The organism is uncultured Victivallis sp. (genome assembly GCA_944389935.1).
In the GTDB taxonomy this organism is placed as follows: domain Bacteria; phylum Verrucomicrobiota; class Lentisphaeria; order Victivallales; family Victivallaceae; genus Victivallis.
This window is the reverse complement of sequence record CALXOE010000045.1, coordinates 21344-34919: the sequence shown is the minus strand read 5'-3', so window position 1 is coordinate 34919 and position 13576 is coordinate 21344. Positions and strand designations below refer to the sequence as shown.

The following is a 13576-nucleotide window of genomic DNA, read 5'->3' as shown; positions in this document are numbered from 1 at the left end:
CAGGCCGGCCGATTTCGTCCGCAGCCGTTCCCTGAACGGCGAGTGGCGTTTTTCCGGCGTGACCAACTCCGCGACGCCGTTCCCGGCGGACGCCGATCTGAACACCGGCTTCATGAAGCCGGAATTCGACGCCTCCGGCTGGAGCACGATCAGGGTTCCGCTCGACTGGTTTGTGAAGTATCCGCAGGCTCGCAAGGAGTCCGAGCCGTATACGAAGGGCCTCTACCGCACCGAATTCGAGCTGACTCCCGCCGAACTTGAGAACCGCCGGGTCATCCTGAAATTCGACTGCGTCGGCTACGATGCGAAGGTGTTCCTGAACGGGAAGGAGATCGGCAGCCACCACGGAGATTTCACGCCGTTTGAAATCGACGCGACCGATGCCGCGAAGCCGGGCCGGAATGTTCTCGCGCTCCGCGTCTTCTCCGACTTCGGCCCCGCTTTCGGGAAAAAAACGAAAGCGACGCACGCTTACGGTGCCCAGTGGTGGATCGGCAACATCAAGGGCGGCATCTGGCAGAATGTCACGCTCTCGCTCGAGCCCGAGCTGCGGATCGCGAAGATCTTCATCACTCCCAGTCTCGCGATGGGCGGCATCGAGGCCGATTACACGATCATCAACCACACCGGAAAGGCCTGGGCCGGCACTCTCGACGGCATCGTCACCGATGCGATGAAAGAGTCCGCCAACGCCGTCGCCGGGAGCGTCTCCGGACGCCTCTCCCTGAAACCCGGCGTCAATACCGGGCGTATCTCCTTGAAACTCAACAACCCGCAGAAGTGGTCGGTGGAGCGCCCGTACCTCTATTTTCTGACGCTCGCGCTGCATGGCGGGAAAGGGGAGGCCGTTTCCGCCGCGAGCGCCCGCTTCGGTTACCGCGAATTCCATACGAAGAACGGCAGGTTCTATCTGAACGGCGAGGAGATCTATCTTTTCGGCGAGAACATCCCCTCCTGCAACTACGGCGGCTTCAACCGCACCGCCGAGGCGGAGGAGAAATCGCTGACCGATTTCATTCTCGGCTGCCGCAATCTCGGATACGTCATTTTGCGCACCGCGCATATGCCGATCGTCCCGGTCGCGCTTGAGATCGCCGACGAGTGCGGCATGATGATCTTCAACGAATGGGCCTGGAGCTTCACGACCCACCTCGACGTTCCGGAATTCGAAAAGCACAACATTCCGGAGCTGCGGGAATTCGTGGAGGCGACTTACAACCATCCGTCGGTCACCATGTGGTCGCTCGGCAACGAGGTTGTCCACTCGAACCGGCCCGAAATCGCGCGGCAGATGGATCTTCAGGTCGAAACCGTCCGCGCCATGGACCGCCAGAAGCGGCCGATCAGCACATTTTCCGGACAGGCCGGCTGGGGCTCCTACGGCCGGACGAAGCTCGATACCGACGTCTGCGACCTGCACACCTATGTCGGCCTTTCGCGCCCGTGGACCGAGCGCAACAAGGATGCTGATTTCATCTATAAGGGACTGCTCGAAATCTTCGGCGGCAAAAACGGCCGGCTCGAAAAACCGCTGATCGCCTGGGAAAACGTCGGTTTCTCGTGGGGCTTCCACGACGCTTCGAACAAGAATGCGAATTTCAAGCGCAACGACATCGATGAATATGTGAAATATACGAAGAAGAGTTTCCACTGGGGACAGCCGTGCGGAATCGGCTTCACCGGCTGCATGAGCCTCGCCGAAGCGGTCGACCCAGCCGTGCGGTCGGATGTCCCGAAGTCGCGCTACGGACGGCGCATCTTCGAGCTCTACCGGCTCGATCGCCGCTTCACCGGTTTTGCGCCGTGGTTCAGCGACCCGACGCTCAAGACCGCAACGCTCTGGAACCAGCCGGTTCTGCCGACGCTGCACAATGAGATCGATCTGCCGCCGCGCAATCTGTTCGCGGGAGAGAGCCGGAAGTGGACGATGGAGATCGTCAACAATTCGAACCGCGCATACCGCAGCCTGACCCTTGAGGTCGCCCTCGCCGGGCCCGACGGCAAAACCGTTCCGGTCGCCTCGCTTCCGGCCGGAGAGCTCCCGGCCCAGCGGAACGCGAAACGCGAAGTCCAACTGACCATGCCTGAAACCGGAACCGGCTTTTACCAGCTCCGGCTCACATTGCTCGACAACGGCAAAGAGCTGGCCCGCAACTATTACGATCTCTATATCGACACTCCGGCATTGAGGAGCGAAAAGATCGAAGCGGTCCGCCCCGTACTGGTTTATGACACCGGCGCGCCGAAAAACGTTGCCCGGCTCGCGGAGCAGCTGAAGGCGTTCGGCATGCCGTACACCATTGTGCGCGACCTTAAAACGCTGAAGGCCCCGGCAACCCTCGTCATCCCGCCGGAAACCGAGACGCCGCAGCGTCTCGCGCTCAGGAACGATCCGTACCTTTCGGCGTTCCTGAATGCGGGCGGGGTCGTGCTCCTTCTCGAGCAGAAGAACCTGTCGAGCGAGTTGCCGCTGGGGCTGCAGCTGTTCACCGACGAGAAGAGCTTCTGCGACCCGGTGATTCTGACCCATCCGGTTTTCGAAGGGCTTTCCGCCCGGAATTTCGACACCTGGAACAATCCGGATTTCGGCTATGTCGTTTCGAGTTGTTTCCTGCCGTTCACCGAAAATGCGCTCGCCGCCAAGGGGCCGAATCTCGGCAGCCGGAACGTCGGCATGGCGCTGCTCGAAGGCACAGTCGGTTCCGGTCGGCTGATCGCCTCTCAGCTGAATGCGTTCGCCGCGGCACAGCGCGACAGTTCCGCCGCCCGTTACCTGCGCAACCTCTTCCGTTACGCCGCCGGAACCGCGGAATTCCGGAAACAGACGCGGCCGCTGGTCGTCCCGGAGGGATTTTCCGCCAGCACCGCGCGGCTCGTGCCGATCGACCTGGCGCCGTACGCGAACCGCGGGTTCGCCGACGAGATTGAGAACGACGGCAAAGGGGGATGGTTCGATCAGGGCAGGAACGATTTCCGCACGATGCCGACGGGAAACGTGACGGCCGCCGGAATCCTGTTCCGGATCGTCGACCCCGCGAAGAACAACGGGAAAGGATGTCTCATCACGGCCGGATCGGCGCGCCCGGATTTCCCGCATGCGATCAAGGGGATCAAAGTGAACGGCAAATTTTCGCGACTCTTTTTCCTGCACACCGCCGCCTGGGGAGGCGCGGCCGACGCCGGACGTTACCGGATCAATTACGCCGACGGCAGATCGGTCGACCTGCCGCTGGTCGGCAACCGGAACATCGGCGACTGGTGGAATCCCGCTCCTCTGGCCGAGGCCAGGGTCGGCGTCATGCGCAAGAACGCCGCCGGGAATAATATCGGAGCCTATGTCATGGAGTGGGAGAATCCGCATCCGGATGCGGTGATCGCGTCGATCGACTTTCTCTCTCCGCTCTATCGGGAACAGAATCGCATCGACTGGCTGCCCGCCAATACGGCGTTTCCGGCGCTGATCGCCGTCACGGGCGAAACTGCGCATCCGTCTCCGGTCGATATCACCGGACGCGATTTTGTGAAATGCAGCCCCGCGAAAGAGAGCGGCTCGAAGATTCCCGGAAAAGTACAAAAACTGCGCGACGGATGGAACATCAAATTCCGTTCGTCGCCGCCGGGAGAGGTCCCCGCCGCTTTCTTCGTCTTCTCCGAAAAGGCGATGTCCGGCCCCTACGATACGCTTGTTCTGCAAGTCCGGAGCCGCTGGGACGGGGAGGTCGAAGTTGTTCTGCCCGAGAAAGAGTGGCGGGGGCGTTACAGCGGCCGCATCGAGCTGTCCGGCGACGGCGAGCTGCACACCTGGCGGCTGCGGCTCGGCCGGGAGCTCAAAAAGTCCGGGCGGATCGCTCCCGATCAACTGCGTAACGAACTCTTCTTCTTCTACCGCGGCTCGACCGCACGCCCGGCTCAGGAGTTCACCGTCGAGGGGGCGAAACTCGAATAAGACGGTCGATCGGACACACAGAAACCGCGCACCCCACATGCAGGGGGAGTGCGCGGTTTTTTATGTGCAGGAGAGAAACGGTCAGTTGTTGGTACCGTAATCGGCGCCGGTCTTGTCGAGTTCCTGGACGATCTCGATGCTCGATTTGCTCATCGAATCATCTTCCTGGCCGCCGAGCGTGACCGTAACGCCCGTCACCATGCTGCGCAGCCGGTCGCTGAAGTTGGCCAGCACGAAGAGCGCCGCCAGAGCCACTACCACGATCAGAATCACATACTCGAGAACCGCCTGTCCGCGCTGTCCGCGCTGTCCGCGCTGTCCGCGCCGCCGTTTACCGCGAATGATATTCATTGCCCGCCTCCCTCTGGTTGTGGACGAATTGTCTGGATTATTTCCTACGGAAAATCGGCACTCACGAGCTCGATCATCCGGCTGCCCTGGTTGGAAAACGCTCCGATGAGCGCCAGCAGCGACAGAGAAAAAAACGTCAACAGCACAAGCATGATGACATATTCGAGCACCACCTGGCCTCTCTGCCGTCTCCGCCGCCGCTGCATCGGAACTCCTCCGGAATGCTTATTTACGCACTCCTTTACGCATGATGATGTCGTTTTTTTCGTTCAGCACGATTACGGGGGGATCGATCTCCCGCGCCTCCTCCTCCGACATCAGGGAGAAAGCCATGACCGTAATCACATCTCCGACCTTGCCGTGGTGCGCCGCCGGCCCGTTCAGGCAGAATGCCCGTTCTCCCGGGACGCCCGGGATCGCATAAGTTTCGAGGCGCGACCCGTTCGTGCGGTTCACCACCAGAATCTTCTCATACGGCAGAATCCCCGCTTCGGCCAGATACTCCGGATCGATCTCGAGACTCCCCTCGTAATCGAGTTCACAGGCCGTCACACGGGCAAAATGAATCTTGCCGCTCAACATCAATTTCTGCATATGTAATAACCGGGTTTTTGTTTTTCGTCTATTGACACCCGGTATTAATATACCACATTTCCGGAAATAATCACCCTGTTAAACGATTATTTCCGGTTTTTTACGCAACTTCGCCGAACCAAACCGTCGAAAAAAACTGTTTTTATGGTAAATTAAGCACAGAACTCCGGTGTTGTCAAATTTAAATAGAAAAAAATCCGAATCTTTGCACGTCAGGAGAAAGTCGCAAATGGAGTGGACGAAAGTTTTCGAGAATACGCTTTATCTTCTCGCGCTGTTGAATCCCGCAAGCAAGGTGTTGTTTCTGTCGACCTACGAGCCGCCGCTGAATTCAAAACAGGTGTTCGAGCTCTCCTGGAAATCTTCGCTGGCGGCGCTCGGGATTCTCGCATCGTTTGCGATCATCGGACAGTTCGTTCTCAATGAGATTTTCCGGATCGACATGTATTCGCTGAAGATCACGGGCGGATTCGTGCTTTTCTTCGTCGGCTGGACGGCGATTCAGCAGGGACGATTCTTCCAGAAGCGCGACCACGATCTGCGCGAGGATTTCAATGAGCTCTCAATCGTGCCGCTGGCCGCGCCGCTGATCGCCGGACCCGGCACGATCACGGTGGCGATTTCGTTCGCGGCGGAGTATGGGCACATCCCCTGCCTGACCGCGCTTGTGCTGGCGTTGACGGTGAATTTCATATTGATGCTCTTTTCGCTGCCGCTCGGACGGCTGCTGCGGTTTCTGCATCTCGTCGGACCGCTGATCCGGATCACCGGATTGATCGTCTCGGCGGTGGCGGTTCAGATGATCCTCGCGGGGGGAACGGAGTGGTTGAAGTCCACTGGGTGTTTCTGAAACTTCACTTCGCGGCGAGGCGGCGGCAGGCGTTTTCGTAAAGCCGTACGAACATCTCTGTCCGGGGCAGATGTGCCATGATCCGGTCAAGATAGCCGCGGCGCAGGAATTCTTCCCGGCTCCAATGGAAGTTTAAATCATTTGCCCACAGAAACTTCGATGCGACGAAGTCGCAAACGGTCCTCATGTCGCGATGGCGCGGGCATTCCCCTCTCATGATCGACTCGAGCACCAGTGGAGAGAGTTCCGGCTTTTCCGAGAGTCCAAAGACGATCGACTCGTTTTCCGGGTCTTCGAGGTAGTCGAGCAGGATCGGGATGATGTCGAGTTTGTCGGCGTCCCGGATCGCGCGCGACCAGAGCAGAGCCTGTTCCGGCAGCCCGGGCGGAATCGCGAGTTTGTTGTGGACGCGGATTGCGGTCAGGATGGCGTCGCGCTCTTCCGGTCCGAATCCCTCGAGCCAGTCGCCCGAAGCGGCGAGTTCCGCGGAGCGGTCGCCGTGATCGAAGCTCTCCGCGTCGTTGAACGAGTGAAACCGTTGAAACTGTTCAAACCTGCTCAAGTCGTGCAGCAGCGCCGTGCGCAATGCGCCGCGCGTCTCCTCCGGCGAAAACGATTCCGCCTGTGCAAGACGGCGCATTTCGTTCCGGACCCGGAAACTGTGCGCGAGTTTCAGCCGCAAGTTGCGGTCGATGGACTCCTCCCCTGTGAAAAAACTCTGCGCATAAACCGCGAATTCCCGTTCCAGCTTCGACAACATCTTCGTTTTTCCTTATTTTTTGATCGATTCTGATAAATATAATCCGGGAAAGTCGAAGTGCCAGCTTGCATGCGGGGCAAATGTGCATTAATTTATAAAACACAACTGTTTTTTTCAGGAGAGCGGATGCATTCCCGTTTTAAATTCAAGGGCGAGGATTTCGAGCAGTATTTTCTCGAACTCATGGACGGCCGGCGGAAAGCGTGGTACGATCGGGTGATGATCGACATTCTTTTCATCGCTTCGCGTTTCTACCGCATGGCGGTCCAGTTCCGGATCTGGATGTATGACAAGCGCGTGATCCGGAATCATGCGCTGGGCTGCCTCGTCGTGAGCATCGGCAACCTCTCCTGCGGCGGCACGGGCAAGACGCCGGTGGTCGAGGTGTTCGCGCGGACGCTGAGCGAAAAGGGGCGCAAGGTCGCGATCCTGTCGCGCGGATACCGCAGCAAGAAGCGTTCGTTCCTCTTCCGGCTCATGCAGCGGTTCCAGTCGCAGAAGATCGAGCTGCCGCCGAAAGTCGTCTCGGACGGCCACAATCTGCTGCTCGAATCGGACTACGCCGGGGATGAGCCGTTCATGCTCGCCTCGAATCTGAGCAAAGTCGCGGTGCTCGTCGACAAAGACCGGGTCAAATCGGGTCTCTACGCGGTCGAGCAGTATCAGAGCGACGTCATCATTCTCGACGACGGTTTTCAGTATCTCATGCTCAAACCGCACATCAACATCGTGCTCGTGGACTCGACCGACCCGTTCGGGAACGGCAACACGCTGCCGCGCGGAATCCTGCGCGAACCGATCAAGAACATCCGGAGAGCGGACTACATCTTTCTTACGAAATCCGACGGCAGCCATAAGATCAACCATCTGAAGCACTTCCTGCGGCGTCATACGCGCCGGGCCGAGATCATCGAATGCTGTCACAAGCCGAAACACCTCGTGAAGATGTTTTCCGGCGGCATTCAGGAGCCGCTCGAGAAGCTGCGCGGTGCGAAAGTCGCGGCGCTCTCGGCCATCGCCAGGCCGGAGAGTTTCGAGAATTTCCTCCGGCAGCTCGGCGCGGAACTTGTGCTCAAGGATCACTACGCCGATCACCACCGCTACACGCAGCAGGAGATCATCGACTTCATCAACCAGGCGAAAGAGGCGGGTGCGGATTTCATCGTGACCACGGAGAAAGACGCCGTGCGCGTTCCGAAGATCGGCCGCTGTGACGTGCCGCTCTACTATCTGCGCATCGAGATTGACATCCTGAGCGGGCAGGAGAGTTTCGACCAGTGCATTTCCAGAATTTGCTTTCTATAAACCACAACAACAGGAAATTTCATCATGCAGACTCTGATTGAGAAATTCGAGAAGTTCTACGGGAAGAAACCGACCGTCGCGGCGCAGGCGCCCGGGCGACTCGAGATCCTCGGCAACCACACCGACTACAACCAGGGATTCGTGCTCTCATGCGCGGTCGAGCAGAACACGAAGTTCGTGCTCGCCCCGGTCGACGGGAAACATTGCCGGATCAAGGACTTCCGCGACAACAGCGTGCGGGAGTTCGACCTCGGCAACATCGCGACTGCGATTCCGAAAGACTGGAGCAACTACATCAAGGGCGTGATCGTCGAACTCGAAAAGCGCGGCATCAAGGTCGGCGCATTCGACGCGGGCATGGAGAGCACGGTTCCGCTCTCGGCGGGCATGTCGAGCTCGGCGGCGCTCGAGACCTCGGCCGGATTCGCGTTCGCGGAGGCGTTCGGCATCGAGCTCTCGAAAGCGGACTGGGCGCGGGTCGGACAGGGCGTTGAAAACAACTACATGGGGCTCAAGAGCGGGCTGCTCGACCAGTTCAGCTCGATCTTCGGCAAGAAGGATTCGATGATCCTCTCGGATTTCCGCACGGTCGAAGTGTTGCGCACGGTCGCGCTGCCGGCGGGATATTCGATCGTGGTCATCAACTCGATGGCGAAACACAACCTCGTCGACTCGGAGTACAACGTTCGCCGCCAGGATTGTGAATCGGCCGCGCACAAGCTCGCCGGGATGTACCCCGATGTGAAGACGCTGCGCGACGTCTCGCTCGAACAGCTCGAAGTCGCAAGACCGGTGCTCACCGAGCGGGAGTACCGCCGCGCGCTGCACGTGGTCGGGGAGTGCACGCGGGTCATGGAGGCGATCCGGCTGCTCGAGAAGAACGACGTCGTCGGATTCGGCCGTCTCTGGTTTGAGTCGCACGAGTCGAGCCGCGTGAACTTCGAGAACAGCACCGAGGAGCTCGATTATCTGGTCGAACTTGCGAAGTCGATTCCGGGCGGCCTCGGCGCGCGTCTCTCCGGCGGCGGCTTCGGCGGAATCACGATCCACCTCGTCAAAAGCGACGACGCCGAAGAGTACGCGAAGCGGGTCGTCGCCGGGTACAAGGCACGTACCGGCATCGACGCCGAGTACATCATCTGCGCGATCGGCGACGGAGCGAGCGCGCAGAAACTGTAATACAGAAACAAGGGAATACCACTGGAACCCGGGAGGAACCACATGATGAAAAACGTTGACTTCAATGCCATCGTATTCAAATTTGCGATTCCTCTGCTGCTCCTCCAACTGCCGGGAAGTTTGACATGGCTGAGAGATGGAGAGTGGAGAGTCATCGGCTGGATTTCATTTGCGCTGCTGGTGCTGCTGATTCCGGTCTGCGGCTTTTTCACAGTGCGAAAAGGGCCTGAAACGGAGGAGACTCGGAAAGTATCGGAGTTTCTCTTCCGGCTGTTCGGGCTCTACCAGGCGATTCTGGTGCTGGGGAGTTTCCCGTGGATCATCCAGTTCCTGATGGATCCTCCGCTTGCGGAAATCGTATGGGCGCAGGCGTTTCCGCCCGAACCGGCGTGGTATGTCCTCCATCTGCTGTTCGCAGTCACGCTGCTGACGATTCCGAATGTGTGGAATCGCCTGATCGTGCTGGTCGGCAGGTTCCTGCGGAGATATTAACCGGATGATCCGGATTCGATTACGATTGAAAAGTGAGTGAACCAATGAGAATTTTAACAGGGATTCAGCCTTCGGGCACGCCGCATATCGGCAACTATTTCGGCGCGATGCGCCAGATCATCAACATTCAGGAGAAGGGCGAGACGTTCGTCTTTCTGGCGGACTACCATTCGCTGACGACCTCGCCGGAACCGGCGCAGCTGCGCGCAAATGTGCTTGAGCTGGCGCTGAACTTTCTCGCATGCGGCGTGAACACCGAGAAGTCGACCGTGCTGTTCCGGCAGTCCGACGTGCCGGAGGTGTGCGAACTGACCTGGATTCTGAACAACGTGACGCCGGTCGGGCTGCTCGAACGCGCCCACAGCTACAAGGACAAGATCGCGAAAGGATTCTCCCCGAACAACGGTCTCTTCTCCTACCCGGTGCTGATGGCGTCGGACATCCTGCTCTACCAGAGCAACCTCGTGCCGGTCGGCAAGGACCAGAAGCAGCACCTTGAAATCACGCGCGACATCGCAATCAAATTCAACAACCAGTACGGTGAAGTGTTCACGATCCCGGATGAGCTCATTCCGGAGGAAGTCGCGATCGTTCCCGGCACCGACGGGCAGAAGATGTCCAAAAGCTACAACAACACGATCCCGATCTTCGGCAAGGAGAAGGAGATCAAGAAGGCGATCATGAACGTCGTCACCGACTGCAAACAGCTTGAAGAGCCGAAAGATCCCGACACCTGCAACGTCGTCGCGCTCTACAAACTCGTCGCCACGCCGGAGGAGCTCGAGGAGATGAAAGCGAAGTACCGCGCCGGCGGCTACGGCTACGGCCACGCGAAACTTGCGCTCTTCGACAAACTCTGGGCCTACTTCGAGCCGATGCGCAAACGGCGCGCGGAACTCGAACAGAACCTCGACTACGTCTGGGAAGTCCTGCGCAAAGGGGCGGAACGAGCGCGCGCCGAAGCCACCGTGACCATGGCGAAAGTCCGTGAGGCGGTCGGCCTCCGGTAAATCGTTTCGCTGAACGAGACGCCCCGCCCGCCGCGCATTGCGCGGTTCCCGGCGGGGTTTTCTATTTGGCGAGTGCGAGCAGCACGACGCCTGCGAGGATCGCGGCGAGTGCCGCCGCTTTGACTTTCACATTCCGGTCGTGGAAACAGGCGCAGCCCGCGGTGAAAGTCACCACGCAGCTGCAGCGGCGCAGCAGCGAGAGAATCGAGACCTGCGTATCCGGCAGACTCAAAGCGTAGAAGTAGAGCCAGTCCGCCACGATCAGCAAAACCCCCGTCGCCGGGATGCTCCAGCGCCAGTGGAATGGGCGCGTGGAGTGTCCGAATTTCCAGTTCAGCAGCCAGGCGATGCCGAGAATCACGACAAGGTCGACCGAAAAGTGGAACTGCATCATCTCGCGCGGAATCGCGAGCGTCCCGAGCAGGAACTTGTCGTAGAGCGCCGAAACCGAACCGAGCAGCGTCCCGAGCACAATCATGTGTGCGCCCCGGTTTTGCCGGAAATTGATTCCCTCGTGTTTCCCGATCACGGAAAAGAGGTAGTACCCCGCGAAGATCACCAGCATCGCGACGCCCTGCCAGATCGTCGGGATCTCCCGGAAGAGGATCAAACTGCCGAGGAACGTCCAGAGCGGCGCGGTCGCGCGGATCGGTGCCGCGATCGAGATCGGCAGTTCACGCATTGCGTAGTAGACGCAGCTCCAGCTCGCCGCCACCAGCAGCGATTTCGCAAGGACGAACAGTCCGATGCGCGGCCCGCAGAATAGAACTTCGCCGAGCTTCCCCGCGGCGATGGTTCCGAGCACGAAAAACGTGCTGCCGCAGAGCGTTGCGAGAAAGAGCACCGGCATGATCGGGTTGTCCCGGACCGCATGCTTTTTGCAGAGGTCGTAAAACCCGAGGCAGAACGCCGAAAAAAGAATCAGCGGCAGCCAGCCGGACAATGACTGTAACATATGGAACTCCGTAAAAAAAAGAGGCGGCCCGGCGGAGAACGAATTCCGCCGGCCGCCTTTCACGTGAACTTATTTCACGTCCATCGCTTTCAGATTGTTGAAAGAGATCTTGATCGATTCAAAGATGTCGCGGTCGCGGAAGAGCGCGTCCTGCTCGATCGAATACCAGCGGACTCCCTCCTCGCGGCACGCCTGGATGATCGCGGGCCAGTCGAGGTTGCCTTCGCCGATCTCGCAGAAGACCGGGGTGCCGCCGTCGATGATCGCGAAATCCTTGAAGTGAATCACCGGCATGCGCTTGCCGACCTTGTGAATCCAGTTGACGGGATTCTGGCCGCCGCGCGTGACCCAGTGGACGTCGATCTCGGCAGCCACCAGGTCGGGATTGCTGTTCCGGTAGAAGTAGTCGAGCACGATCTCGCGGGTTCCGGGCAGCCGTTCAAATTCAAAGTGATGGTTGTGGTAGCCGAGGCGGATTCCCTTTTCGAGGAGTTTGGCGCCCATCGTCTCGAAGATGCGGATCAGCTCATTGAGACCCTCGACGCTGTTGCGGTATTCCACCGGGGGCGCGCCGAGTGCCGTGAAGTCGCATTCAAGCGTCTGGAGTCGGTCGATGAGCGGGGCCGCGTCCCCCTTGAGCGTATCGATTCCCTCGTGGGTCGCACAGCAGAAGAGGTTGTGCCGGTCGAGCTGCCGCTTGATCACGTCTGCCGCGAGCGGCGTGCCGGAAACCTGAACGGCCTGATAGCCGATTTCGCAGACCTTGTCGAGGGTCTTGTCCAGATCGCTTTCAGTTTTGCAGTAGTCGCGCAGATTGTAGAGGGTAACCGCGATTTGAGTGTCGGGAGCTTTCATTTTCCTGTATTCCTTTGGTTGAGTCTGATTCAGCGGACGTCCCGGATCGGGGTCTTTTTGACCTGATCGATGACCCGGACCACTTCGACGGCCTGCGCCATCGTGATCGGATACGGTTCTCCGCAGCGGATCGCCCGGTAGAGATACTGCCAGATTTTATGAGGCTGATCGCCGTTGGATGGGGCGACGCCGAGATCGTCCTCGACCCAGACCGGGGCGATCCGGCCGCCGAATCCGCCCTCGAGCGGGGGATTTTCCGGGGAGGCCTCGGAGTCGCACTCCGGATATCCCGGGGCGAGGTATTTGAGTTTGAGCCGTTTTTCGTCCCAGCTCATGAGGGTGCCGCGGCTGCCGCGGACGGCGTAGATCGGGTCGCCGAGGGCAGCTCCGCCGGAGATCTCGACATCGACGACGCGGCCGTTTTCCCCTTTGAATACGATCTTGACATGATCCTCCGCGTCTCCGCGGGAGGCGACGATCGCCAGATCGCTCCAGAGCTCCTTGACCGGGCACTCGAGGAATTGCAATGCGTGATCGACGAGGTGCGGTCCCCAGTTCAGCAGCTGGCCGCCGCCGCACTCGAGAATCGTCTGCCAGTCCGCGCGCCACTGGTAGTTGTGGCGGCAGAGCTTGATCTCGAAGATCTCGCCGAGTTTGCCGGATTTGATGATCTCGCGGATGTGGGAGAACGCCGCCTCGAACCGGCGGTTGTGGCGAACGAACACCTTGCCGGGGTTCGCGTCGGAAACTTTCTGAAGTTCGAGCGCGTCCTCGATGCGGCATGCCATCGGTTTTTCGACCATGACGATTTTACCGGCGTTGACCGCCTCAATCGCATGCTTCACGTGGTCGGGGGAGCGGGTCGCGATCGAAACGAGTTCGACGTTCGGATCTTTCAGCAGCTCCTCTCCTGCGGCGTAGATCGGTCTCCCGGGGAGTTTCTCTGCGGCGGCTTCCCGGCGGGAAGCGTCCCAGTCACATCCCGCGACGATTTCAAACATCTCCGGAAACAATCCGAGTTCAGGGATGTGCATGGTGTTGCCCGCACGTCCGAGTCCCCAGATCCCAACCCGAATTTTCTCTGCCATTGCTCTGTCCTGTCTTTGAATGGTGAACAAGAAACGGTTTCATGCGTTATGGGGATAATATATCGTTTCTTTGTTTTGTTTGCAATCCTCCGCAGGAAAATTTGCGTGGAAAACGGAATATGTGTAAAGGAAGCGGATTTCCGGGTTGCAAAAAAGCGGGAATTCGGGTATACTTAGTATCGTGACAAATG

The 13576-nt window shown here is 59.2% G+C and carries 13 protein-coding genes; 6 read left to right on the top strand and 7 right to left on the bottom strand.

Annotated features, from left to right (window positions below):
* The coding region (locus Q0J85_RS12450) for a glycoside hydrolase family 2 protein (protein WP_294482111.1) at positions 1–3946 on the top strand (3946 nt) is incomplete at its 5' end.
* Between the two features lie 81 nt (positions 3947–4027).
* Here Q0J85_RS12450 and Q0J85_RS12445 read toward each other — a convergent pair.
* Genes Q0J85_RS12445 through panD form a run of 3 tightly spaced genes read right to left on the bottom strand, consistent with a single transcriptional unit; the run spans position 4028 to position 4891 of the window.
* The gene (locus tag Q0J85_RS12445) at positions 4028–4297 is read right to left on the bottom strand and encodes a hypothetical protein (protein WP_294482107.1); all 270 of its coding nucleotides are present in this window, start codon (positions 4295–4297) and stop codon (positions 4028–4030) included.
* A gap of 44 nt (positions 4298–4341) precedes the next feature.
* Positions 4342–4503, bottom strand: a complete 162-nt coding sequence (locus Q0J85_RS12440) for a hypothetical protein (RefSeq protein WP_294482104.1) — start codon at positions 4501–4503, stop codon at positions 4342–4344.
* A 19-nt stretch (positions 4504–4522) separates the two neighbouring features.
* On the bottom strand, positions 4523–4891 hold the full coding sequence (panD, locus tag Q0J85_RS12435; RefSeq protein ID WP_294482100.1) for an aspartate 1-decarboxylase: 369 nt from the start codon (positions 4889–4891) through the stop codon (positions 4523–4525).
* A 229-nt stretch (positions 4892–5120) separates the two neighbouring features.
* Here panD and Q0J85_RS12430 point away from each other — a divergent pair, with 229 nt between their 5' ends.
* Positions 5121–5741, top strand: a complete 621-nt coding sequence (locus Q0J85_RS12430) for a MarC family protein (protein WP_294482096.1) — start codon at positions 5121–5123, stop codon at positions 5739–5741.
* Positions 5742–5745: 4 nt separating this feature from the next.
* On the opposite strand, the gene Q0J85_RS12425 is transcribed toward Q0J85_RS12430, so the two are convergent.
* Entirely contained in the window at positions 5746–6501 is a 756-nt protein-coding gene (locus Q0J85_RS12425; protein ID WP_294482092.1) for an HD domain-containing protein, read from the bottom strand.
* A gap of 126 nt (positions 6502–6627) precedes the next feature.
* Between Q0J85_RS12425 and lpxK the strand changes: the two genes are divergently transcribed.
* Genes lpxK through trpS form a run of 4 tightly spaced genes read left to right on the top strand, consistent with a single transcriptional unit; the run spans position 6628 to position 10487 of the window.
* Positions 6628–7806 carry a tetraacyldisaccharide 4'-kinase gene (gene lpxK, locus Q0J85_RS12420; RefSeq protein ID WP_294482089.1) on the top strand — a complete coding sequence of 393 codons (1179 nt, stop codon included), beginning with the start codon at positions 6628–6630 and terminating at the stop codon, positions 7804–7806.
* A gap of 24 nt (positions 7807–7830) precedes the next feature.
* The gene (galK, locus tag Q0J85_RS12415) at positions 7831–8985 is read left to right on the top strand and encodes a galactokinase (protein ID WP_294482086.1); all 1155 of its coding nucleotides are present in this window, start codon (positions 7831–7833) and stop codon (positions 8983–8985) included.
* Between the two features lie 42 nt (positions 8986–9027).
* Positions 9028–9477, top strand: a complete 450-nt coding sequence (locus tag Q0J85_RS12410; protein WP_294482082.1) for a hypothetical protein — start codon at positions 9028–9030, stop codon at positions 9475–9477.
* A 44-nt stretch (positions 9478–9521) separates the two neighbouring features.
* Positions 9522–10487, top strand: coding sequence for a tryptophan--tRNA ligase (gene trpS / locus Q0J85_RS12405; RefSeq protein WP_294482079.1), 966 nt, complete (start codon positions 9522–9524; stop codon positions 10485–10487).
* Between the two features lie 61 nt (positions 10488–10548).
* Here the strand turns inward: trpS and Q0J85_RS12400 are convergent, their stop codons facing one another.
* The 3 genes from Q0J85_RS12400 to Q0J85_RS12390 all read right to left on the bottom strand — a co-directional run bounded on the left by Q0J85_RS12400 (position 10549) and on the right by Q0J85_RS12390 (position 13385).
* Complete coding sequence (locus Q0J85_RS12400) at positions 10549–11442, bottom strand: EamA family transporter (protein WP_294482075.1); 894 nt, start codon at positions 11440–11442, stop codon at positions 10549–10551.
* A 69-nt stretch (positions 11443–11511) separates the two neighbouring features.
* Positions 11512–12297 carry a sugar phosphate isomerase/epimerase gene (locus Q0J85_RS12395; RefSeq protein ID WP_294482072.1) on the bottom strand — a complete coding sequence of 262 codons (786 nt, stop codon included), beginning with the start codon at positions 12295–12297 and terminating at the stop codon, positions 11512–11514.
* Between the two features lie 29 nt (positions 12298–12326).
* Complete coding sequence (locus Q0J85_RS12390) at positions 12327–13385, bottom strand: Gfo/Idh/MocA family oxidoreductase (protein ID WP_294482069.1); 1059 nt, start codon at positions 13383–13385, stop codon at positions 12327–12329.
* Positions 13386–13576 lie beyond the last annotated feature (191 nt).